The sequence below is a fragment of the Peribacillus sp. NPDC096448 genome (assembly GCF_044762675.1).
GTDB classification, from domain to species: Bacteria; Bacillota; Bacilli; order Bacillales; family DSM-1321; genus Peribacillus; species Peribacillus frigoritolerans_B.
Genome location: NZ_JBIWEU010000011.1, coordinates 1 through 22488 on the forward strand (window position 1 = coordinate 1; position 22488 = coordinate 22488).

A 22488-nucleotide genomic window follows, 5' to 3' on the forward strand; every position below is an offset into this window, starting at 1 on the left:
ATGGTGTAAACCATTGGTTTACATAAAGAAAATCATAGGTAGTACAGTAGTAATCTATTTCAAATACATTATCCCTTGTTGAGCTAACCTGCCCCATTAGTTTAAGTTGAAACCATCACAATCTCTCAAATTTACTTTTGCTATGCATTATCTTATTACTTTTTTATTATTTTTCGAGTCCCCCTTGAAAATGAGAGGTTTTTAAAAATATAATGTGTCCGAATTAAATAAGTTAATTCTAATTAATTACTTTTAAACTAATAAATAAAAAATTAAAGGAGAAATAAAGTATGCCTAAAAACATCGAAGATTATCATTTTGAGACAATAACCTTTTTATTTTTAGAGTAACCCCTTGAAAACGATTGGTTTTTAAAAATATAATGTGTCCGAATTAAATAAGTTAATTCTAATTAATCACTATTAAACTAATAAAATAAAATTATGAGGAGAAATAAAGTATGCCTAAAAACATCGAAGATTATCCAATGATCCTAACAGCCGTACATTTATCTGAAATTTTAATGGTATCTAAGCCAACCGCTTATGAGTTAATGGAACAAAAATCATTTCCACTTATTAAATTAGGTCGCAGCAAACGCGTGCTCCGTGATGAATTTTTTAACTGGCTGACGCAGCAACAAGTGTGCAGCTTATAAAACCGGAAATGCATAGTGGTCATATCAATGAACTACTTACTTCCCTTACATAATTACTATCAAACATTTACGGAGGTTAGCATAATGAGAGGTAGCTCAAAAAAGAGAGGAAACTCTTGGACATATAGTAGATTTTGAGAATAATTCGCTAGCTAACAGGTGAATGTAGGCAAAAAAAATAAAGCAGATTCACACGCCAAAAAGATGCACAAGCAGCATTTTTCAAGCTGCTCATTTAAAACTTGAGGAAAAGAGCGGCTTATAGAACCGAAAGTAAGTGGTCAAACTGATACTAGACCACTTGCTTTCCATTTTTCTAACACGAACTACAATAGGATATGGGGGCAAGCACTATGAAAGGCACTGTTAAAAAAAGGGGTAAAACTTGGTCATATATTGTAGACATAGGAAGAGACCCGATTACAGGTAAACGAAGACAAAAAACTAAGAGTGGATTTCCTCGTGAAAAAGATGCAGATGCTGCTCTTCGAAAGATTCTGACTGCACTGGATGAAGATCGATATGCCGAACCGAGCAAAGAGTCATTTTCTTCCTATATGGAATTTTGGTTTACGTCACATTATCAAAAAAGGATTAAAGAAACAACAGCCTCAAGCAGAAAGTATTTGATGGATAAGCACTTAATTAGGGAAAATCCCTTTGCCATCAAGCCCCTTTCAAAAATTACGACCGAAGATATTGATGCTTTTTATAACCTCAAATTAGACGAGGAGTATAGTACGAGTACCATTAGAAAGTTACATCAGTTGTTAAATCAGGCATTCGGTCAAGCGGTAAAGTGGAAAAAGATTAGTTCCAATCCGGTGATAAATGCCGATCCACCCTCGGTTAAAAAAGAAGAAATGAAGATATGGTCTTTTGATGAGATTGATTCGTTCCTTAATCAATGCAAGGGAGAACGACATTATCTAACGTTCTTACTCGCCATTTATACGGGAATGAGGAAAGGTGAACTCCTTGGGCTAAAATGGAGCGATATTGACTTTGGAAAAAAATCTATCCGGATACAACGTTCCCTTTCTCACATCCCTAATAAAGGATATCTCTTATCAACACCGAAAACGAAAAAATCAAAACGGCAAGTCCCGATTCCTGATTTCCTTGTCAGGGAATTAAAGGCTCATAAAGAACGTCAAGAAACACTGAGGAAAAGGCTTGGGGAACATTATCAAGACCAAGACTTAGTCATTTGTACAGAGATCGGCACCTTACAAGATCCACGGAACGTGTTACGCGTGATGAAGCGTATCAGTAAAGCGGCTAACGTGACATCCATTCGGTTTCACGATATCAGGCACACACACGCCTCCATCTTGATCTCTGAAGGGGTAGATATCGTCAGAGTAGCGGCTCGTTTAGGACATTCGGATCCTACAATCACGTTAAAGAATTACGCCCATTTGATTCCAAACCAAGATGATGAAGTAGCGGATATTTTCCACAATGCTATTCAGAAGTCACGTTAGCAAAATGTGAGCAAATCACTATCATTGATCTAAACGCATCCAGTAAGACAAAATAAAAAAGGCCCAAATCCCTGTGATATCAAGGATTTGAGCCTTTGGCAGTTGATGACCTGTGAGGGATTCGAACCCACGACCCCTTCCCTGTCAAGGAAGTGCTCTCCCACTGAGCTAACAAGTCGTATGTAAATCAAGCTCTTTAGAGCTTGGTTTTAAACCTTACTTAGTTGCTGACTTCTTTTCTGAACAAGATTTATTATATATTGGTATTCAAAATAAAACAAGTAGTTTTGCTAAAAAAGTTTTTTCCTTAAAGCGATCTTTGAAGTTAATCCCTGAAAGCTTCAAGCTTGTAAGAATCAGTTCACTATTCAAACTATTTATCTTAATGAATTTCCTATATCCGTTATCTCCAGATCTTCGTAGTAAAGTAACACGAGCCAATTTGATAAAGTATCTTTTCTTTATAGTCGGATACTGTTTTTGTCTTCATTTTAGTCATTCTACTGAAAGCTGACGCTGAGTAAGGTTTGTTTTTGAGAAGTTGTTCAAGAGAGTTTACTCTTTTTTCCCCGATAACCGTTCATAGAAAAAAAGAAGCCAGCAGGATCTGACCCCAAAAATCTCTCAGAATAGAATCCGACTAACATTTTTCAAGGCTCAACTTTCATTAACCAATATGATGTCCAGGTGCTCCATCTAAGGCTTAAGCAAAAAAGATCTTTACATTGGAGAAGGGAATCTAGCAGCCTGAAAGTTGGTTAAAGGTGCTTCTGCTAAAATTTCTCCGTTTGCATCTGCGCTAAATAATACTTGTACCCGATCTCCTGCTTGTAACTTAAGGATTGCAGTAACCGATAGTCCAATAGGTCTTGATTTCTCCAAGAAGTCATTAACAATATCTAAATCATCTCCATTTACGTTAATTGAAATGGATGCGACACTTCCTTCTTTTGAAGGATGCTTTTTTTTGTCTTTTGAAGAATGGCTTTTTTTGCAATAATCGCATTTGCAACTATTTTTTCTGCAATAATCACATTTACAATTGTCTTTTTTGTTTTTTGAGGAATCATCGCTTTTACTTTTTGACGGACGAAACGAGACTTTTGCTGTAATCTCATAAATTCCATCCTTAGTTGGAATAAATGTTGATATATGTGGATTATATTCATCTGCTAAATCAAACTGTTCTGTTTGGTATAAAACTTTTACAGAGGGAGTTTCCTCTGCTTTGTAAAGTTGTGGTGTGTTCTTATTAGCCCTGAACGCAGATGCTCTTACTAGATCATGTTTCTTATGGCACAAATGACAGTCATCGGTTTTCTTTTGCTCACAAATACATTCACTGTGTTTTTCATGACAACAATGACAATCATCCGGTTTCTTATGATGACAAATACAGTCATTATGTTTCTTATGGCACAAATGACAGTCACCGGTTTTCTTTTGCTCACAAATACATTCACTGTGTTTTTTATGACAACAATGACAATCATCCGGTTTCTTTTGATGACAAATACAGTCATTGTGTTTCTTATGGCAGCAATGACAATCATTCGGTTTCTTTTGCTTACAAATACATTCACTGTGTTTTTTATGACAACAATGACAATCATCCGGTTTCTTTTGGTGACAAATACAGTCATTGTGCTTCTTATGACAGCAATGACAATCATCCGGTTTCTTTTGGTGACAAATACAGTCATTGTGCTTCTTATGACAGCAATGACAATCATCCGGTTTCTTTTGCACACATTTCTTATTAAGATATGTGGTGTCTATAAAGGAATTACAATGTGAAATGGAATAATGATTTTTAATTATAATCACCTTTTTCTTTTTTTATTTTCGGGTTATTTTATTCATTAAAAGAAAAGATGTTTGTACATATGTTACAAATTTGAAAATAAATCTAACTCAAACAGCGAAAATCTACTGGTTTATAAACCATTTTAAGAAGGTTGGTCGTTAACAAAAAAAAAGAAGGGATTTTTGTGGATGATAATCGGGGAAACAGATTCTTTATTCTTAATCTGAAAAGAGGTGGGGTATAAATGGCACTTCAGTTTGGATTGATGAAGAACCTAGCTACTGTACTACTAAGAGGAAACTCCCGCAGAAAATGGGATGAATACAGTTGAGGATCACCCTTAGAGATATTCACCGTCAAGGAAGTGTTCTCCAACTGAACTAACTTTTCGTATGTAATGACTAACTAGTAATGTACTTAAAGTACATAATTTGTTATTTGTTTTTTTGAGCGAACCAACGTTCCCCCCTTTTCACTTGCATACAAAACGTATGTTCGCATATAATGATAGCAAGCAAGTCAGCAAAGGAGTGACAGAGAATGAAATATATGCTTCGTAAACATATGGAAGATAATGCTCCATTGGAGATAATTTATCTCTCCGAACAAGGTAAAATTACGCAACGGAAAATCCAGGTGATTGAAATTTATCCAGGGCATATTCACGCATTCTGTTTTCTAAGGCAGACGAAAAGGACATTTAAAGTAGCCAACATCCTTTCTGCCCGCCTCATTAAGGCCAGGTTTTACAGGTCTGGATGAAGATTGCTCATCAAGGTTCAACCTATTAACTCTTCTTCTTCCTGGATGTCCTTTTCCTGTTCAGTTAACGATTCTTCTTCATCTCTCAAACGATGGGCTAACCTCGAGGCGGCACTCGCGGCAATGCTTGCAACGATATCATCCAGGAAGGTATGCACGATTCCCTCTTGCTTCTTATCAAGTTCGTGTATGACGCCTATTTTATTTTTATCCAAATGGCCAAAGGTCGTTACAGCAATGCTTCCATAACCGAGTACTGCACCAAAGGCAATCGTTTCATCCACTCCGAAAAGCCCTTCATCAGATTCAACAATCGATTGCAGGGGTTCTGATAGCTTTTTTTGCTCTGCCAGTTTATCCAGCTCCACACCGACTAAAATGGCATGTTGAATTTCCCTTTTCAACAAGACACGCTCAACGCTGTGGATGCATTCCTCCAGCTTAAGATCAGCTTTGTACGGGAACTGCAATTCATAAACGATTTTTGCAATTGCCTCCACACTGACACCACGCTCCAATAATGTTCGTTTAGCCGCCTTTGTCACTTCCCTGCTGTGTACGTGTACATCTGCCATTTTATTCGCCACCTTTTTTTGTATTATTTTTCTATATCCTTGTATTATAGCACCTTATAATTTAAATTTTTAGAAAATATAACGAAAATTTTATATTCCAAATTCTTGTCGCGGGAAAAAGTTGCGAGGCTATGCTAAAATAATCAAGTAAGTTGTTTTTCATTATTAATTATCATTGAGGTGCGGGAGAATGAGTTTACGCAAAGGCACAATTAAAGAGTACATGTTTAAAAGCGAAGCTTTAGCAGAAGAATTGGAACTGCTTGTTTACTTGCCTGCTAATTATTCGCCATTGTATAAATATTCGCTTGTGATTGCTCAGGATGGCCGTGATTATTTTCAAATGGGACGAATCGGCCGGGTGGCAGATGAACTGTTAGGGAACGATGAGATCGAAAATATCATCATTGTCGGCATACCTTATAAAGACCGCTTTGACCGCAGGCGCAAATATCATCCGGACGGGGAACAGCACATTGCATACATACGTTTTCTTGCCCATGAACTTGTCCCGTTTTTAGATGATGAATTCCCAACCTATCAAATGGGACATGGTCGAACTTTGATCGGTGACTCTCTTGGCGGTACAGTTTCTTTATTGGCCGCTTTGCAGTATCCGCATACATTCGGGAAATGCATCATGCAGTCCCCACTTGCCAATGAAGCAGTAATGGATGCTGTACGTAATTTTGAGGATCCGCATCTCCTCGAACTTTACCATGTGATCGGGACTGGTGAAACAGATGTTCCGACGACGGATGGCAATAAGGCAAACTTCATAGAACCAAATAGGGAATTGCATAAATTAATAAACCAAAAAGGATTTCCTTGCTTCTATGAAGAATTTGAAGGTAAGCATACCTGGAAATACTGGCAGGCAGATTTGAAACGAGCACTGTTGGAAATGTTCTAATTCACTCGAAATCATTTCTTTGGGATGGTTTCAAGAAAAAACATGTCCAACTATAATACACAATAAAAAATATCAGGAGGTTTTATTTATGAAATATGGTGTTGCAATTTTCCCTTCAAAAAAACTTCAAGATTTAGCTAACTCCTATCGCAAACGGTATGATACGAAATATGCTTTCATACCACCGCATCTAACGCTTAAACCAACGTTCGAAGCGACGGATATGGAAATTTCAACAATCGCGGAACAATTAAAAGGCATCGCTCAAAAGTGCAGGCCTTTTACGCTGAGCGTAACGAAAACGAAGTCTTTCCAACCAGTAAGCAATACTATTTATTTCAAAGTAGAATTATCCGAAGGACTCCAAGAGCTGCATGATGCACTTAACAATGAGGATTTCATAAAAAGTGAAAGTGAACATGCATTTGTCCCGCATATTACGATCGCTCAAGATTTATCCGATAATGAGCATTCTGATGTTTTAGGCCAATTAAGCATGCTTGACATCAGCCATGAAGAAGAGGTGAAACGAGTTCACTTGCTGTATCAACTTGAAGACGGGGCATGGACCGTTTATGAAACATTTAGATTAGGAGCTGAATGATTTCGTGTTTGTAAAAATTGCAGAGAACAGCCAAGAGCTTGAAAATGCATATATGATTCGAAAAAAAGTGTTCGTCCAAGAACAAAACGTCCCTCTTGAAGAAGAGATCGATGAACATGAAAAAGAATCTACACATTTCGTTTTATATGATGAGCAGCATCAGCCAATCGGTGCCGGCCGCTTCAGGGTCATTGACAACATCGGTAAAGTACAGCGCATTTGTGTACTATCATCGGGCCGTAAGAATGGTGCCGGGGCCATGATCATGAATGCTATTGAGGAATACGCAATCCAGCAGGAAGTGCCTCAATTGAAGCTTGATTCCCAAGTGCACGCTATCCCTTTTTATTCAAAATTAGGGTATGAGATCGTTTCCGACGAATTCATGGATGCTGGCATTCCTCATAAAACGATGAAGAAAACCATTTTATGATATGAAAAAGCTGTCCTTTCAGTCTTCTGATTGGACAGCTTTTTTTGTTCGTTCATGGATTTAAATTATCGTTTTATGAAAAAAACCATTTCCGTTCAATGGCAATCTCCTCAAAAATACATAGTCTATATATAGAAAGCAAGAAGGAGGGAAAATTTTATGGGTAACAATGATTTTAACCTGGAGGAGTCTCAAAAAAGACTGATGGAACTGCTGGTTTCGAGGACTATGAGAAAACATGGTTTCAAAAAGGAAAAGGTCGATCTAACTGAAAAAGAGAGAAACAACCTTAAAGAAACCGTGCGTTATTTACAAGAGCAATCACTAAAAATCATAAACCAAGAAAAGAACATCACGGAACATGATGTTAATCCAGTTACAAATTCCATTCACAACAAATTCACGGATTCCAAAGATAAATGATGCACCATATCACCTAATCACCCTACTTGCTGGCGAGAAATAAGTAAACCGAGTCATAGCAGCACTTACATTTCATTCCTAAAGCTCCAGCTTCTTTATTGTTCATCCCCCACACACTAATACTTTCTCTAAGTATTTAAAAAATAGACGAATGAACTGATTTATTCGTCCAACCCGATTAACCAGCAAAGCATATTTTAATAGGGAATAAAACCTAAGGAGGAAAAAACAACATGAACCAAAATGTATATCGTAGCAACTGTAACACACATGATGACTCTGAAAGGTCATGGTCGGCTCTAGATTCAGCTTCCAGACATCCCCTTTCAGGATTCTGTAACGACGATGACACAAAGATTGACCAAGATGCGAAACAGGATAATAATCAAGTTCAGCTTTCTGAAGAACTTATTTACATTAAAGATTCTTGTAATGTAAATATCACTTCAACGGATGTTAAAGCGGCCCTATCACTACAAGCTGCTCTACAAGCTGCAATTGCGGTCATCGTAAGCATTTCCATTGCAGATGCTGATAATGCTGAAAAGATCACTCAAGAATTAATCCAATCTTCTAATGTTAAACAAATCACGCGCCAAAAAACAATTGTTGAAAACAGCCGTGATATCGACATTACAACAACTGATGCACAAATCGCTCTAAACATCCAACTTTTATTGCAACTATTGTTAGCTCTAATCGTGGAAATAGACATTCTTTAAGAAATCAACACAAAAAGGACACTTCACGTGTCCTCTTTTGTCTTTCTGGAGGAACTAGACAATTTCGTTGATGAATCTGCCTTTTCCCGTCATTCCAGCCGTTAAATCTTCACTGGCGCTCATGCCCATTTTATATTGATATGTGCCTGCTCCATATGCACATACCCGATCATTATCTTGAATTTGATGTAATCCTTCAACGCTTTCCCTTTCCCTTTCCAACACCTGATCAAAACGGATGGGTTGAATGGGTGTCGTTCCTTTAACAATTCTTACTTTCCCTGCAGCTTCGACAGTCCGGTTGGCATATTGAATATAATCAAATTGTGTGACAGGTGCTATATATCCCATACTAACCCTCCTTATATTGAAATAGTTATATTGTCATTTAATTACCCTGCCGGAACAATATTTAAACATGATTTCCGCATTCTTTTTTCCTGATCTTCTGGTATGATGAGTATTGCCGATATTTTTAATAGATTAGAGGTATCCATTTATATGAATCAAGCAAAATCTGGCAATGAAATCGTACATTTACATACCGTTTCAGCTGGTGAGCTGCAGACACTTTTTGAAAAAGGAAAACGTGATCAGCTTTCTTGTATCATTTGTCATAAACCAGTGAAATTATTTATTGGAATCCATGAAACGCCTTATTTTTATCATAGTGATCCATCGCAGGTACCCTGTGACATGCCAATTTCAGAACCAATAAATGAGGAAAACCCATTAGAATACATGGAACAGAATGGATTTAGGATTCCTACATCACGAACCATTACGGAAACGAAAACCATTACCGAACCTTTCCTTAAAAGCCGGCCCATAACCGGCAATCCGAAATATTCAGATAAACCATCTTGCCTTGCACAATCAGAGGAACCATACTTTCAAGAATTAGCCTCATCAGGGGTTGTTCTCGATGCAGAGCAACTAAAGGCGGTAACGACGATCGATGGACCCATCCTAGTCCTTTCAGGAGCAGGCAGCGGGAAAACCCGCGTATTGACGGTACGCACAGCCTACATGCTTACAGTGAAAAAGATTGATCCTAAAAGTATCATGCTTGTAACATTTACGGCGAAATCCGCAAAGGAAATGCAGCAGCGTCTGCTCGGTTATCCCTATATGACTCCTTCCCTTGTTTCTCAAATCGTTAGCGGGACCTTTCATAGCATCTTTTATAAAATCCTGATTTTCCATGAACCAGCCAAATGGCAGCGTGATTTCCTATTGAAGTGGGAGTGGGAAAAAGAAAAGGTATTGAAACAGGCTGGCAGGGAATTGGAACTTGATGAGAAGGAATTTGCATATGATCAAGCCCTTCAACAAATTGGGCTTTGGAAAAACTCATTGGCCTTTCCAGAAGATATCCAACCTAAGGACGATTGGGAGAAATCGTGTTTATTTTTATATAAGAAATATGAAGAATATAAACAGCAAACAGGGAAGTATGATTTTGATGATATGCTTGTAGGCTGTTATGTATTTTTAAAAAACCACCCGGATTTTTTAAAGAAATATCAGCAAAGGTTTAACTATTTTTTGGTAGATGAGTTTCAGGATATTAATAAAGTTCAATATGAATTGATAAAACTCCTCTCTGCTGAATCAAAAAATGTATGTGCAGTTGGAGATGATGATCAATCGATCTATTCATTCCGTGGAAGCGATCCGAAGTATATTTTGAATTTCAATCATGATTTCCCTCGCTCCCAAGTTGTGAAGCTGACGGAGAATTACCGCTCTTCCCATGAAATTGTCGCTACAGCGAACCGCTTGATCAAGCGCAACCAGAACCGGATGGAGAAAAAGATGAGGGCACAGCATGATTCAGGAAATCCCCCTGTTTTATTTTATCCTTATGATGAGGAATTGGAAGCAACGATGATCGTATCCGATATCCAGGAGAAAATATCCAAGGGAGCAAACCCTGGGGACTTTGCAGTATTGTACAGGACACACACGATGTCCAGGGCCATTTTTGAACGGCTAGCCGCTTCCAATCTGCCATTCGTCATTGAAAAGGATGCGGATTCGTTTTATCAGCGCAAGGTCATTCGCGGCATGCTTGCCTTTATGCGCTTGAGTTTGTTCCCGCATGACAGCAAGGCAGCATCCGATGTCCTTTCCTCCTTATTCTTAAAGCAAAGTATATTACAGGAGTTAAAAGCAATGACAATATTGCAGGATTGTGATTTCATCGATGCATTTGCTTTCGTTAAGACTGGACATGCTTTTCAAGAACGAAAATTAAAAACGATTCCGGGACAGATCCGATCTTTAAAAATCATGTCGCCACTCGTAGCGTTAGAAATCATCGAGAAAGATTTGGGATACCAGGAATATGTAAAAAAACGCGGTAATGATGCGAACCTGGAAAAAGGGTCCGATGACATCCGTGACTTAAAGGTGGCGGCAAATCGTTTCCCGACCGTCGCCGCTTTCCTTGAACATGTCGATCATATGACCGCGATGGTGCAAGAGATTAAACAGCTATCGAAACACTTTAAGGATGCCATACAGCTTACCACCATACATCGTTCCAAAGGGCTTGAATATCAAACCGTATATGTCCTTGCTGCTGTCGATGGCAGCATTCCTCATGATTTCGCACTTGAATCTTACCGCAAAGGGGAACTATCCCCTCTTGAAGAGGAAAGACGATTGCTCTATGTGGCGGCAACCAGGGCTAAAAAGGACCTTTACCTTTCCATCCTGCAAACTAGACGCGGACGGACCGCCCATCCATCACGCTTCCTGAAGCTTTGACCAAAAGCTGGTGCTATAAAGCTATGACTGTTTTAAATTAAAAAACCGCAGGCAAGCTCGCTTTTTTTTCGAGTTTGGCTGCAGTCTGAAGGCCTGCATGGATAGCAGGCCTTTTTTCACTTTTTATTTATCATATTGGATATCGTCCCGAAATCGAGTTTATTCCCTTCCGCTACGATGGAATGAACGATTTTATCTTCCGTTTCCTTATTGACCGGTTTATTCGCTATTTTTGAAACGCGCTTAATGACGTTTCTAACCGTTGTTTCATCTTTGAAGTTGGCTCCTTGCAGCGAGTTTGCCAATTCTAATACATCTTTCATATTTACGCCGGTTTTACCTTCTATGTTTTTAAAAAAGTTATTATCCATACTTAAGCCCCTCCCTTTTCTGTACCTATCCTATGGCATTATCAGAAAAAAGTGCTAGGCCCAACAAAAAAAATAAAAGGAATAGGCTTCTTCTGCCTATTCCTTTTATGCCTTAGCAGAAAGAAGCCCCTACAATGATCAATAGGATAAACAATACAACGATTATCGCGAAAGTAGATCCGCCGCCGTATCCTCCGCCGTATCCATAACCGCTGCCGCCACAACAACCGTAGCCACCAAAACCAAACATACAATATCACCTCGCTCTCGCTAAAGCTTACTGATAACATATGTAGGTCTGGACAAATATGTATAGGCCATGTCCTATTCGAAGGCTGCCTATTTCGCTTCTTTTACCCTTTTGGCCTGAAAACCAAAGCTCCGATGAATCCAAAGACGATTGCTGCAGAGATACCGGAACTCGTAATCTCAAACATACCTGTCAGTACGCCAACGAGACCATGTTTTTCCGATTCCATCATCGCCCCGGTCACCAGCGAATTCCCAAACGAAACGATCGGTATGGTTGCTCCAGCACCGGCAAAGTCAACAAGCGGTTCATATAAATCAAATCCGGCAAGAACAGCTCCTATTACAACGAACAAGCTTAACGTATGTGCTGGCGTCAGCTTAGCAACATCGAAAAGAAGCTGGCCGACTACACATATCAAGCCACCGATGACAAATGCCCAAAAAAACATTGCTAACATCGAAATCCCTCCTTTTTCATGAATTCATCCCATACTCAATGGCCACCGCATGGGCAATGCACGGAATCGTATCTTTTTGCTGGACGGAAAGCGGCGACAATAATGCTCCTGTTGCGACAAGCAGGATTTTTTTATATTTACCGGAAATCATTTCATTTAATATATGACCGTATAAAACGACTGCCGAACATCCCGCACCGCTCCCGCCAGCCAAAACAGGCTGGTCCTTTTTAAAAATCATCAATCCGCAATCCTTGAATTTTTCCTGATTGATATCACAGCCCTTTTGCTTTAATAAGTCAAGAGCTGTCTCCCTCCCTATTTGACCTAAATCGCCAGTAATGATGAAATCGTAATCATCCGGGGTCAAACCAGTATCTTTAAAATGGGAAAGAATCGTATCGGCGGCCGCCGGGGCCATCGCTCCCCCCATATTGAAAGGATCTTTCAGCCCCATGTCAATGACCTTTCCAATAGTGGCCGAGACAATATGGGGAAATTCCCCTTGCTTGCTTCCATTAGGAGCAACCAGCGCCACCCCCGCTCCTGTTATCGTCCATTGAGCCGTAGGTGGTTTTTGCCCTCCATATTCAGTTGGATAGCGAAATTGTTTTTCAACAGCTGCATTGTGGCTCGATGCACCTGTCAACACATAGTTAGCCCCGCCATAATTAGTGATGAAGGCAGCTAGAGCAAGCCCTTCCATCGATGTGGAACAGGCTCCAAACAAGCCGAAATATGGAATTCCATTGGTTCTGGCTGCAAAGCTTGTCGGTGTAACCTGATTGATTAAATCACCCGCCAAGAAAAATTGTACCTGCTCCTTGTCAATCTTCCCTTTCTCCAATGCAAGCTCTACCGCTTTCTCCATCAAATGTCGATGAGCCTTCTCATATGAATCCTGCTCCATCCACAAATCGTCGTATAGAATATCGAAATCACCCGCGATTTCTCCATTAGCTTCAAATGGCCCTCCTGTTACCCCTGTTTCCAAGATGACCGGTTTATTGGTGAACATCCATGTTTGTTTTCCCTTTAACACCGCTTAGCCCCCAATCATTAGGTAAATCGTTTTTATCAACGCCACGACAAAGGCTGAAAATACTCCAAATAAAATAACGGATCCGGCCAATTTAAACATATTGGATCCAACTCCAAGGACAAAACCTTCCGTCCGATGTTCGATTGCTGCAGAAATGACTGCGTTACCGAACCCCGTAACAGGGACGGCACTCCCTGCCCCCCCAAACTGGCCAATGCGGTCGTAAAACCCGAACCCGGTCATCAAAAGGGCCAGAAACACCATGGTTGCCGTTGTCGGACTTCCGGCTGTCTGCTCCGTAAAGTTGAAAAAATAAATATAGAAGTAGGAAATGGCTTGTCCGACTGCGCAGAATATGCCACCTACCAAAAAGGCTTTCAAACAATTCTTCACTAATGGTCTTTTAATTTCATGCTTCCCTTGAAGCTCTTGATACGCATCCTGTATTGGGGTCGTTTTATCCTTGCCGCTCATGTGTTGAACCTCTCTTCTAAATTAATTCTTTTTGAAGTTCTTCAATTTCCTTGAACTTCTTCCTTGCCTTTTTCTCAGGTACATCTTTTTCCTTGAGTAACTCGTTCAATCTTACAGATTCCAAAAAGATTTTATAATCGCTTGAAACAATAAAATCATTATCGGGAAACCTTTCTTCCAGATGTTCAGTCACAGTCTTTTCAATTTTCTTCATGTGAAAACGTTGTAAGTGCTTAACTTTATAAGCGACGATAATCTTTTTCCCGTTCTTCACGACGATCACGTCATAGATGGTGTCTTCATTAGCAACTGTTTCCTTGACCTTTGAGATCAGTCCCTTTTCATCCTTCTCATCCATTCCATTAATGATATCCATCGGTTCAGGATTCGTACGTTTAATCATTGCTAAATTCTCCGTTTTTCCATCATTCTGATTGCTGCATGCAGTAAGCACACACAAAACAACTATAAAAACCAGCCAGCTTCCTTTAAAATATCTTCCTTGTCTGAACATAGAATCACATCCTAATTTATCGTTCTATTGTTATTTTCTTGTTTAACTGTTTTTTTATGAATGGTAGGATTAGGAAATAAAAAAACCCTTCCAAAATGGAAAGGTTTTTTTACTCAATAGCCTTTATTTTTATTGTTATTATTACAGCCACAGTCCTTCTTGATTTTGATTGGCTGATCTTTTTTTATCGGTTTGGCATATGCCCATGGATTCTGTTTCTGATTCAATTCATGACTCCTCCTTTAAGATCTATATCATACTATATGAACGAATAGACAAGTTGTTTCCAATCAAATGTCCATAATTTTGCTGATTAGGACCTCAATAATCGCTCCTACTGCTGCGACGGCAAGGATTAATATCAGTACGTCGCCTATAAACCAATGTTGGATATAAAGGAAAACCAGAAACAGGCTGACCCAGACACCCACGCACCAAAAACAGCTTAGCAATTGTCCAAACCAGCCAAGCAGGCCCTTTTCCTTGGGCATTAAAAATATTTCCACTTCCCCTTCTTCATTTTTTTCCTCTATCTCTTTAAAAAAGGGGCTGCGCAGCGGCTCCATGATTTTATCGAAAACGATCAAGCGTGTCAGCCTGAAGGAAGCCAAGCCCAATATGATAAATAAGGTAAATTCATTTTGTGGGGGAAACATTTAATATTGCTCCTTCACTTGGATTCTTCAATTATTTTGGCATCGATAATATCCGGCAGACCCACGAAACGGATATGGTTCCCTCTTTTAATCTTCACTGATTCCCCTCTCATTCCCAACACATGAAACCGAAGCGTTTCTCCGTTAATTACAGCCTCACATAATGGTTTTGGAAAACCTTGATGATTGGATAGGCGGGAAATGATGTCCCGGGAAGATTCTTTCTTCTCCACCTTTTTCCTTTTTCTCTTAACTGGCTTTTCGTTTTCCTGTTCTATATGTTCAGGGTGTTCCATTTTTTCAACTGGAGTTTGCTCAGGGACATATTGTTCGGTGATTTTCCTTAATCCCGTAATCTCTTTTTCAATTTCCATCATGGCATCATAAACACCAAATTCGCGTTTGACTTTTTCGATTTTTTCTTCTTTATTCTCGGCTTCTTCCTGAAGTTCCGGCTCAGCGCTGTCTTGAGGTTTAGCTTTTTTCGTTCGAAAATCACTTTGCATATTTCCACGCTGATCTGATATTTTTGCTTGATCGACATACAAAAGTGGTTTGGATTCCTTATCGCCATTTTTCTCTGACATGAAAACCCTCCTTAATATTTCAGAATATCCACGGACTGTAGCTGTTCCATCTGGTATTGGACAACTTTTTTCCCGAATTTATGCCTTATGAACAAACTGGATTCTTTTTTTTGTTCCAATTTCCCGAATAGTGTACGGTCATTGATGATGAACTTACAAACAGGCTTAGGTGCAAAGGCTGGAAGTCGGGACAATAGCTCCACCAATTCCTCGGCGGTATATGAAGTGCTGATATTTTTTTCATTCAAATCAATATGTCTCTTCAGCGGATTGTGTCTGGTTTGTTTTCCAACAGCACAAGGCAGACCAACTTTCTTCACGTCCATGATGCCCCTCCTTCTTTTTTACGAATAGGGTTGAAAGCAGGTTTTTGCCGATTCTCGCAAATAATGAATATCAGCTCTATGTATCATTTATATGAGATTCACCCTTCTTTATGCTGGAGATGTGCCACTCCCCCAAAAAAAGGACATCACCCAATCTTGGATATGTTGGGCATTAGTGGAGAAAACTAATAAATAATGGCTGTTAAAGGAGCTCCGAAGATGAAAAAAAGCGGAAAGATCGATCCTTCCTCATTTACTGCCAAGTGCAAAACGGGTATCTCCATTGCATTTTCAAAATTGAGTGATCCGGATGATAACTATCATCAAAGTTCATTCATCCTGCCCATCAATCTTAGAGAGATCCATTCCAGAATTAAAAATAACTAAGCAATGGACCGGTCAGGATAAAAAGAAGAAGTCATTATTAATGGAAAGTGTAACTATCATTTCCAATAATAAAATAAAAGATTTTCTGCCGAATAACGTCATGAATGGCGGACGATTGGTCAATAAAGATTTCGTTCGTGATAACGTAACCCTTTTCCCCGGAACAAAAAAGGATACATCTGTCATCCTTTACGATAAAAAGACAAAAATCACTCCTAGCAAAGGGAAAAACGGGAAAGTCGTTTTAATGTGGACTTAAAAATAAGGGCAAGTGTGGAATTGATTAAAAATGATATAACGCGTAAAACAATATGAATCAGAAATAAAACGCTCAATCAAGAAAGAGATAAAAAAGACATATCAATATACGCAAAAAAGAGATATCGACCTCTTCAACCTCCCTAAAATACTCTATCGGAATGGAAATGATACTTGGAAAAGAATTGAGAACAAAGGAATGATCCCCTTGGAAGATGATACTCAGATCAATTTGGGTTGAGGTAGAACTTCAAGACACCGGTAAACAAAATTATCTCCTATCTTTGAAGGGCACTGAGACAAAGGAGTTGAAAATCAATAAAAAAAGGGGACCGATATCGGCCCCCTACTTTTATTGTCATCCGATTACATGGTAACCGGAATCCACATGGATATTTTCCCCGGTAATTCCGCGGGACATGTCACTTAATAAAAATACTGCCGTATCCCCTACTTCTTCAGGAGTCGTTGTACGACGAAGCGGTGCTTCTTCTTCAATCTTCTTTAAAATTGTATTGAAGTCACGAACACCTTTAGCGGATAAAGTACGGATAGGTCCCGCTGAAATAGCATTGACTCGAATGTTATCTTTGCCAAGATCACTTGACAGGTAACGGACATTGGCTTCAAGCGAAGCCTTGGCCACTCCCATTACATTATAATTAGGCATGACCCGTTCACCGCCAAGATACGTCATTGTGACGATGCTGCCACCTTCAGGCATGATTTCCTTCGCCGCTTTAGCTACAGCTGTTAAAGAAAATGAACTGATATTATGGGCAAGCAAGAACCCTTCACGGCTCGTGTTGACGAACTCACCATCCAGCTCTTCCTTGTTAGCGAATGCGACACTGTGTACCACGCCATGAATGATACCTGCTTCTTCCTTAATCGTCGCAAAACATTTATCAATGCTTTCATCCTTCGTTACATCACATTGTAAAATGATGGAGGGCTCCCCTTCCAATGTAGAAGATAGTTCCTTGACGCTTTTTTCTGTACGGTCTTTTCCGTAAGTGAAGATAAGCTTTGCACCTACTTTATGTAAGGAACGGGCAACTCCCCATGCAATACTTCTTTTATTCGCAACACCCATTATGACAAACGTTTTTCCCTCTAATGAAAAAGTCATCGTATGTGACCTCCTATTTTTAATACAAGTTATTAGTACCTGCTACTAATTACAGTATATCAAATTTCCTTTGATAAAAAAACCGTTTTCTAAAGTCCTCTGGGAATGACCCTCCAAGAGGGCATTCTTTGACTTATAATAAATAGCCCATTAATAATGTTGCTAATCCGAAATAAATAAGAATACTGATAAGGTCATTTATAGTTGTAATGAAAGGACCTGAAGCTACTGCTGGATCGATTTTCATTTTATGCATGAGAAGCGGGACGATTGAACCGGCAAGTGTGGCAACGATTAGAGTTATGAAAATCGAAATACCGACTAATAATCCCAGCATTAAATCATTTTGCCAAAAATAGACGATAAAAATGATGGCAATTCCGCATGTCAGGCCAATAATAAGGCCAGTTCCAGCCTCTCGAAGGACTAGTTTCCACTTGCTTTCCTGTTCTAATTCACCTGTTGCGATCCCTCTGACCGCTACTGCCAATGCTTGTGTTCCTGTATTTCCAGCCATTCCGCCAATCAATGGAATAAATACAGCCAGAATCGCTTTTTGGCTTAGTGTCTCTTCGAATCGGCCGATCAAACTCGCAGTCAGCAAGCCTAAGAACAAGAGGATGACCAACCATGGCAGCCGTTTTTTTGCAGCTGAAAATGGACTCTTATCAACATGATCAAGATCAGATATACCTGCCAATTTAGAATAATCATCGGATGCCTCTTCATCCATGACATCAATGATATCATCAACCGTAATAATCCCTAACAAATGGTTTTGGAAATCGACGACCGGCACGGCAAGGAAATTATAGTCCCTTATTTTTCGTGCCACCTCTTCCTGGTCTTCAGATACAGGTACCGAAACTACCCTGTCATCCATTAAATCACCGATTAAAGCATCTTCATCTGCAATGATCAATGTCCTGAGCGATAAAACACCAAGCAGCTTCTTATCCTGATCGGTAACGAACACATAATATATCGTTTCCGCATCCGGAGCTTCCCTTTTTAAGATCTGCATGGCTGATCGAGCCGTTTCATTTGCTTCTATGGCAATGAACTCTGTCGTCATGATACTTCCTGCCGTAGATTCCTCATAATTCAGAAGCCCCTGGATTTCACTTGCGGCTTCATCATCCATGATGGTCAAATAGCTGACGGCCTGCTCATCATTGATTTCATTCAGGACGTCAGCAGCATCATCCGCATACATATGGGAAAGCATTTCGGCTGCGTAAGAAGGATTCATTTCAGCCAACAGGCTTTCGTAATCCTCTTCATCTATTTCTATATTTTCAAAAAGGTCCGCCATTTCTTCCGGTGACAAATATGTGTAAACGACGGATCTGAATTCATCTGACAAGCTTGTATAAAATTGAGCCTGATCATAAGGATGCATTTCAAGGAACTCCGTACGAAACTGATCTAGATTTTCCGTTTTAAGCGCTTCAAGCAAAAACTCGTTATCCACTTGACTACTCTCCCGCTCCCGGTCCTTCATCTCCTCCATAACCATACACCTCCTAAAACATATTTTTTCATTTCCTCGGTTTATATTTTATTTTTTAAATAATACTATACTAATACCATAAACATATACAAAACAAACAAAGGATGTGTCAAATGAACATCGATATCATAGGGGACATTCATGGATGTTTCGCTGAATTCAGGCAGCTGACCGAAAAAATGGGCTATACATGGGAGACTGGGTTTCCTGTACATCCCTCTGGAAGGATCCTCGGCTTTGTAGGGGATTTAACCGATCGCGGCCCCAATTCCCTGCAAGTGATCGAGGTTGTCCATGAATTAGTCATTAACCAAAATATAGCAAGGTATGCCCCAGGTAACCACTGCAATAAATTGTATCGTTATTTTTCAGGCAATAAAGTCCAAATATCACATGGTTTGGAGACTACTGTAGCTGAATACGAATCACTGAACAGTCGGGAGCAGAAAAAAATCCGAAAAAAATTCATGGATCTGTATGAACGTTCCCCACTTTACCAACTCATTGATGAAGGGCGATTGATCATTGCCCATGCAGGAATTCGCAGTGACTATATTGGTCAATATAGCAGTAAAGTAAAAACCTTTGTCCTCTATGGTGATATAAATGGCTCCAAACATCCGGATGGGTCTCCGGTCAGGAAGGACTGGGCCAAATCATACAAAGGGGAAACTTGGATCGTATATGGACACACACCTGTCCCTGAAGCTAGACGAGTCAATCATACATACAATATTGATACAGGCTGCGTCTTCGGTGGAAAACTGACGGCTGTCCGTTATCCCGAAATGGATCTTCAAGAGGTGCCTTCAACGATGCCATATATAGCTGAAAAATTCAGGACATCTTTTGATTAACCAAAAAAACTCGCCATCTTGGTGAGTTTTTTTGCGTCTATGGATTTATTCATAATCTTGAATCATTCGTTTTAATGTGCCCCGTTATAAAGTCAGGAATCCCATCCTTTACTTCCCTCGAGCAAACGGGTCATATCTTCTGGCAATTCTTCTTGAAACAACATCATCTTCTTTGTGAATGGATGTAAAAATTTCAACTCAAAACAATGCAGGGCTTGGCGAGGGATACCTCTCCTGTTCCCTCCATATAAATCATCACCAGCCAGCGGGTGACCAATATGCGCCATATGGACCCTGATTTGATGTGTACGCCCTGTTCGCAATTCCAAATTAAGGAATGTATGGGACTCTGTGTGTGCCAATACCTTAAATAGGGTACAGGCATGCCGGCCATCCTCCCTGACTTCCCGTTCAATGATGCTTGTCGATTTTCGTCCGATTGGCGCCACTATCTCCCCTACAGGTCCTTCAACGATACCTTCAGCTATGGCTTGGTATCTCCGTTTAACCTGTCCTGATTTTTGCTGTTCACTTAAAAGGTGATGGATATGCCTGTGCTTGGCAACTAAAACCAGACCCGATGTGTCCCGGTCAAGACGTGTAACGATATGGATCGTCGCCTGTACTCCCGTCTCCCTATAATAACCCGCCAAGCCATTCGCCAGACTGCCTTTGGGATGCTCGCGGGAAGGAATGGTATTCATGAAAGGGGGCTTGGCCACCACCAATACAAAGTCATCTTCATACCTGACATCCAGTGGGATGGGTTCCGGTAAAAGGCCTTCGCTAGCCTGCTCCGGCGGGAATATGACGGTGACGGTGTCGCCTGTTTCAATCCGTTCCCTAACGGTTACTTCTTCGCCGTTCAACCGGATATATCCACCTTTAAACTTAATATCCGTTAATGCTCGTTTTGAAATATCGCATTTGCTGAGAAACTCTCGCAATAAAGAGCCAGAATCCTCTTCAAAAACCGACCAGGTCAAAGAAAAGTTTTGATTTGACATGAGGTGAGTCTATCTCCTTAATTAGCAATAAATGAATCATGCACTCTTTTCCAGAAAGGAAAAGGGCGGAATCTGGCAAATCGGATCTTTTCATCTGCCACTCGGCACTGTATCGACTTTACATTCTCCTGAAGCAAGGACAAATGGTCGACAGTAATTTGAAAATTGACCGCATTGACCGGCCTGAACATGCATGTATGATGTGCCGGCAGCAGAAGTGGAGATCCTACCGTTCTAAATACCCGGTTATTAATGGATGCCAATTCGGTAATCTGGATGGCATCGATTGATGGATGGACGATGGCCCCGCCAAGCGCCTTATTATACGCCGTGCTTCCAGATGGCGTCGCAATGCATAAACCATCTCCACGGAACGTCTCGAAATGCTGGCCGCGTATTTCAACGTCCATTACGAGCGTCCCTTCAACACTTTTGACTGTCGATTCATTCAAAGCCAAAAATCTGGCTTCCCGTCCTCCATGCTGATAACGGACAATCGTTTCGAGCAGTGGATATTCCACTATTTGAAATGGGGTTTTCGCTAAAGCTATCACCAATTTTTCGATTTCATCAGGGGTCCAATCTGCATAAAACCCAAGATGTCCTGTATGTACACCAACAAAGGCGGTTTTATCCAATCGATTCTTATACCGGTGAAAAGCATATAATAAAGTGCCATCACCACCGACAGAAATGACAATATCCGGCTGATCTTCGTCATATTCCAAATGAAAGTCCTGGAGATACGTTCGCATCCTTTGCATTAAAGTATTCGATTTAGCATCTCCTTTTGACGTAATCGCAAATTTCATGTAATCCCACCTTCAATTTAGACTTCTTCTCGTTTTCCCATTTATGCGTTCAAGAATCTTTCTTCCTGGAAAAAAGACGCTGTGCTTCCTGGATTTCCGTACGGATTTGCGACATTTCTGCATCGAGCAGGAAGGCCGCTTCAGCTGCGCGTTTGAGCCGCAGTTGAATATCTTCCGGGAAAATGCCTTTATATTTATAATTCAAAGAATGTTCAATCGTCGCCCAAAAATTCATCGCAAGAGTCCTGATTTGAATTTCGGCAAGGATATTCTTTTCGCCATGTATCGTCTGGACCGGATAGCGGATTACAACATGATAAGATCGATAACCGCTTGCTTTTTTATGGGAAATATAATTCCTCTCCTCGACTATCTCGAAGTCATTGCGACCTCGTAATAGTTCAACTACCTGTTCGATATCATCCACGAACTGGCACATCATGCGAAGCCCTGCAATATCCTGAATTTCAGTTCCCAATTTATCAATGGGAATGTCCTTTAGGCTCGCCTTATCCAATATGCTGACAATCGGCTTTACCCTGCCTGTTACAAATTCGATCGGTGAGTGAATATTCTCTCTCTCAAACTGTTTCCTTAAACCCTTTAGCTTAACCTTTAATTCTTCGACAGCCTGAGTATAAGGCGCCAAGAAATCGTCCCAACTCTCCATTGCCACACCACCT

The 22488-nt window shown here is 40.1% G+C and carries 30 protein-coding genes, 1 tRNA gene and 1 pseudogene; 13 read left to right on the top strand and 19 right to left on the bottom strand.

The genetic code is table 11. The annotated features are described in order from the left end of the window. Positions 1 to 460: 460 nt before the first annotated feature. On the top strand, positions 461 to 658 hold the full coding sequence (locus tag ACIQ0C_RS18185) for a helix-turn-helix domain-containing protein (protein WP_403062507.1): 198 nt from the start codon (positions 461 to 463) through the stop codon (positions 656 to 658). A gap of 353 nt (positions 659 to 1011) precedes the next feature. Continuing rightward, positions 1012 to 2145 carry a site-specific integrase gene (locus tag ACIQ0C_RS18190; protein ID WP_403062510.1) on the top strand — a complete coding sequence of 378 codons (1134 nt, stop codon included), beginning with the start codon at positions 1012 to 1014 and terminating at the stop codon, positions 2143 to 2145. A gap of 106 nt (positions 2146 to 2251) precedes the next feature. Here ACIQ0C_RS18190 and ACIQ0C_RS18195 read toward each other — a convergent pair. From ACIQ0C_RS18195 to ACIQ0C_RS18205, 3 genes are all read right to left on the bottom strand, one after another. After that, positions 2252 to 2323: transfer RNA gene (locus ACIQ0C_RS18195), tRNA-Val, on the bottom strand. Between the two features lie 542 nt (positions 2324 to 2865). Next, entirely contained in the window at positions 2866 to 3447 is a 582-nt protein-coding gene (locus tag ACIQ0C_RS18200; RefSeq protein WP_403062513.1) for a hypothetical protein, read from the bottom strand. After that, positions 3423 to 3878, bottom strand: a complete 456-nt coding sequence (locus ACIQ0C_RS18205; protein WP_403062516.1) for a hypothetical protein — start codon at positions 3876 to 3878, stop codon at positions 3423 to 3425. Before ACIQ0C_RS18205 ends, ACIQ0C_RS18200 begins: the two co-directional genes overlap by 25 nt. 614 nt (positions 3879 to 4492) lie before the next feature. On the opposite strand from ACIQ0C_RS18205, the gene ACIQ0C_RS18210 reads away from it, so the two are divergent. Beyond that, entirely contained in the window at positions 4493 to 4714 is a 222-nt protein-coding gene (locus tag ACIQ0C_RS18210; protein ID WP_402836411.1) for a hypothetical protein, read from the top strand. A gap of 17 nt (positions 4715 to 4731) precedes the next feature. Here the strand turns inward: ACIQ0C_RS18210 and ACIQ0C_RS18215 are convergent, their stop codons facing one another. Further along, positions 4732 to 5289 (bottom strand): phosphatidylglycerophosphatase A family protein, encoded by a 558-nt coding sequence (locus ACIQ0C_RS18215; protein WP_034314446.1) that lies wholly within the window; start codon positions 5287 to 5289, stop codon positions 4732 to 4734. A gap of 190 nt (positions 5290 to 5479) precedes the next feature. On the opposite strand from ACIQ0C_RS18215, the gene ACIQ0C_RS18220 reads away from it, so the two are divergent. From ACIQ0C_RS18220 to ACIQ0C_RS18240, 5 genes are all read left to right on the top strand, one after another. Then, positions 5480 to 6202, top strand: a complete 723-nt coding sequence (locus ACIQ0C_RS18220; protein ID WP_403062519.1) for an alpha/beta hydrolase — start codon at positions 5480 to 5482, stop codon at positions 6200 to 6202. 88 nt (positions 6203 to 6290) lie between these two features. Beyond that, positions 6291 to 6806 (top strand): YjcG family protein, encoded by a 516-nt coding sequence (locus ACIQ0C_RS18225; protein ID WP_063232156.1) that lies wholly within the window; start codon positions 6291 to 6293, stop codon positions 6804 to 6806. Positions 6807 to 6810: 4 nt separating this feature from the next. Further along, complete coding sequence (locus tag ACIQ0C_RS18230; protein ID WP_403062523.1) at positions 6811 to 7239, top strand: GNAT family N-acetyltransferase; 429 nt, start codon at positions 6811 to 6813, stop codon at positions 7237 to 7239. Positions 7240 to 7398: 159 nt separating this feature from the next. Continuing rightward, the gene (locus ACIQ0C_RS18235; protein WP_402836417.1) at positions 7399 to 7662 is read left to right on the top strand and encodes a hypothetical protein; all 264 of its coding nucleotides are present in this window, start codon (positions 7399 to 7401) and stop codon (positions 7660 to 7662) included. 233 nt (positions 7663 to 7895) lie between these two features. Further along, a complete protein-coding gene (locus ACIQ0C_RS18240) occupies positions 7896 to 8384 on the top strand; it encodes a spore coat protein (RefSeq protein ID WP_367406946.1) in 489 nt (162 codons plus the stop codon). 54 nt (positions 8385 to 8438) lie between these two features. Here ACIQ0C_RS18240 and ACIQ0C_RS18245 read toward each other — a convergent pair whose 3' ends face one another. Beyond that, complete coding sequence (locus ACIQ0C_RS18245; RefSeq protein WP_402836419.1) at positions 8439 to 8735, bottom strand: hypothetical protein; 297 nt, start codon at positions 8733 to 8735, stop codon at positions 8439 to 8441. A 150-nt stretch (positions 8736 to 8885) separates the two neighbouring features. Here ACIQ0C_RS18245 and ACIQ0C_RS18250 point away from each other — a divergent pair, with 150 nt between their 5' ends. Next, positions 8886 to 11159 carry an ATP-dependent helicase gene (locus tag ACIQ0C_RS18250; protein ID WP_403062525.1) on the top strand — a complete coding sequence of 758 codons (2274 nt, stop codon included), beginning with the start codon at positions 8886 to 8888 and terminating at the stop codon, positions 11157 to 11159. 116 nt (positions 11160 to 11275) lie between these two features. Here the strand turns inward: ACIQ0C_RS18250 and spoVIF are convergent, their stop codons facing one another. The 9 genes from spoVIF to ACIQ0C_RS18295 all read right to left on the bottom strand — a co-directional run bounded on the left by spoVIF (position 11276) and on the right by ACIQ0C_RS18295 (position 15839). Next, entirely contained in the window at positions 11276 to 11530 is a 255-nt protein-coding gene (spoVIF, locus tag ACIQ0C_RS18255) for a sporulation-specific transcription regulator SpoVIF (RefSeq protein WP_034314458.1), read from the bottom strand. Between the two features lie 112 nt (positions 11531 to 11642). After that, entirely contained in the window at positions 11643 to 11780 is a 138-nt protein-coding gene (locus ACIQ0C_RS18260; RefSeq protein WP_402836423.1) for a YjcZ family sporulation protein, read from the bottom strand. 103 nt (positions 11781 to 11883) lie between these two features. Next, positions 11884 to 12240, bottom strand: a complete 357-nt coding sequence (gene spoVAE, locus ACIQ0C_RS18265; RefSeq protein ID WP_402836424.1) for a stage V sporulation protein AE — start codon at positions 12238 to 12240, stop codon at positions 11884 to 11886. A 16-nt stretch (positions 12241 to 12256) separates the two neighbouring features. Continuing rightward, positions 12257 to 13282, bottom strand: a complete 1026-nt coding sequence (gene spoVAD / locus ACIQ0C_RS18270; RefSeq protein ID WP_402836425.1) for a stage V sporulation protein AD — start codon at positions 13280 to 13282, stop codon at positions 12257 to 12259. Positions 13283 to 13285: 3 nt separating this feature from the next. Further along, complete coding sequence (gene spoVAC, locus ACIQ0C_RS18275) at positions 13286 to 13756, bottom strand: stage V sporulation protein AC (RefSeq protein WP_402836427.1); 471 nt, start codon at positions 13754 to 13756, stop codon at positions 13286 to 13288. 16 nt (positions 13757 to 13772) lie between these two features. Further along, positions 13773 to 14270, bottom strand: a complete 498-nt coding sequence (locus ACIQ0C_RS18280; protein ID WP_403062528.1) for a YhcN/YlaJ family sporulation lipoprotein — start codon at positions 14268 to 14270, stop codon at positions 13773 to 13775. 290 nt (positions 14271 to 14560) lie between these two features. Next, positions 14561 to 14926, bottom strand: a complete 366-nt coding sequence (locus tag ACIQ0C_RS18285; RefSeq protein ID WP_402836430.1) for a DUF1360 domain-containing protein — start codon at positions 14924 to 14926, stop codon at positions 14561 to 14563. A gap of 14 nt (positions 14927 to 14940) precedes the next feature. Next, the gene (locus ACIQ0C_RS18290; protein WP_402836431.1) at positions 14941 to 15513 is read right to left on the bottom strand and encodes a hypothetical protein; all 573 of its coding nucleotides are present in this window, start codon (positions 15511 to 15513) and stop codon (positions 14941 to 14943) included. Positions 15514 to 15524: 11 nt separating this feature from the next. Further along, positions 15525 to 15839 carry a hypothetical protein gene (locus tag ACIQ0C_RS18295; RefSeq protein ID WP_402836433.1) on the bottom strand — a complete coding sequence of 105 codons (315 nt, stop codon included), beginning with the start codon at positions 15837 to 15839 and terminating at the stop codon, positions 15525 to 15527. A 219-nt stretch (positions 15840 to 16058) separates the two neighbouring features. Here ACIQ0C_RS18295 and ACIQ0C_RS18300 point away from each other — a divergent pair, with 219 nt between their 5' ends. The 3 genes and pseudogenes from ACIQ0C_RS18300 to ACIQ0C_RS18310 form a co-directional block, all read left to right on the top strand. Then, positions 16059 to 16226 (top strand): hypothetical protein, encoded by a 168-nt coding sequence (locus tag ACIQ0C_RS18300; RefSeq protein WP_403062531.1) that lies wholly within the window; start codon positions 16059 to 16061, stop codon positions 16224 to 16226. 40 nt (positions 16227 to 16266) lie between these two features. Further along, positions 16267 to 16485: a hypothetical protein gene (locus ACIQ0C_RS18305; RefSeq protein ID WP_402836436.1), complete on the top strand. Its 219-nt coding sequence runs from the start codon at positions 16267 to 16269 to the stop codon at positions 16483 to 16485. Positions 16486 to 16539: 54 nt separating this feature from the next. Beyond that, positions 16540 to 16725, top strand: a pseudogene (locus ACIQ0C_RS18310) (Ger(x)C family spore germination C-terminal domain-containing protein); the annotation flags it as partial. A gap of 117 nt (positions 16726 to 16842) precedes the next feature. Here ACIQ0C_RS18310 and fabI read toward each other — a convergent pair. Both fabI and mgtE read right to left on the bottom strand, forming a co-directional pair. Continuing rightward, positions 16843 to 17616 carry an enoyl-ACP reductase FabI gene (gene fabI / locus ACIQ0C_RS18315; protein ID WP_402836438.1) on the bottom strand — a complete coding sequence of 258 codons (774 nt, stop codon included), beginning with the start codon at positions 17614 to 17616 and terminating at the stop codon, positions 16843 to 16845. 133 nt (positions 17617 to 17749) lie between these two features. Beyond that, positions 17750 to 19120, bottom strand: coding sequence for a magnesium transporter (mgtE, locus tag ACIQ0C_RS18320; protein ID WP_403062889.1), 1371 nt, complete (start codon positions 19118 to 19120; stop codon positions 17750 to 17752). A gap of 122 nt (positions 19121 to 19242) precedes the next feature. Here mgtE and prpE point away from each other — a divergent pair, with 122 nt between their 5' ends. Next, positions 19243 to 19986 carry a bis(5'-nucleosyl)-tetraphosphatase PrpE gene (gene prpE, locus ACIQ0C_RS18325; RefSeq protein WP_402836440.1) on the top strand — a complete coding sequence of 248 codons (744 nt, stop codon included), beginning with the start codon at positions 19243 to 19245 and terminating at the stop codon, positions 19984 to 19986. Between the two features lie 92 nt (positions 19987 to 20078). Here the strand turns inward: prpE and ACIQ0C_RS18330 are convergent, their stop codons facing one another. The 3 genes from ACIQ0C_RS18330 to yjbM are packed head-to-tail and all read right to left on the bottom strand — an operon-like array spanning position 20079 to position 22475. Beyond that, on the bottom strand, positions 20079 to 20993 hold the full coding sequence (locus ACIQ0C_RS18330; protein ID WP_403062534.1) for an RluA family pseudouridine synthase: 915 nt from the start codon (positions 20991 to 20993) through the stop codon (positions 20079 to 20081). Between the two features lie 17 nt (positions 20994 to 21010). Continuing rightward, a complete protein-coding gene (locus tag ACIQ0C_RS18335) occupies positions 21011 to 21805 on the bottom strand; it encodes an NAD kinase (RefSeq protein ID WP_053534153.1) in 795 nt (264 codons plus the stop codon). Between the two features lie 49 nt (positions 21806 to 21854). Next, the gene (yjbM, locus tag ACIQ0C_RS18340; RefSeq protein ID WP_034314484.1) at positions 21855 to 22475 is read right to left on the bottom strand and encodes a GTP diphosphokinase; all 621 of its coding nucleotides are present in this window, start codon (positions 22473 to 22475) and stop codon (positions 21855 to 21857) included. Positions 22476 to 22488: the final 13 nt, after the last annotated feature.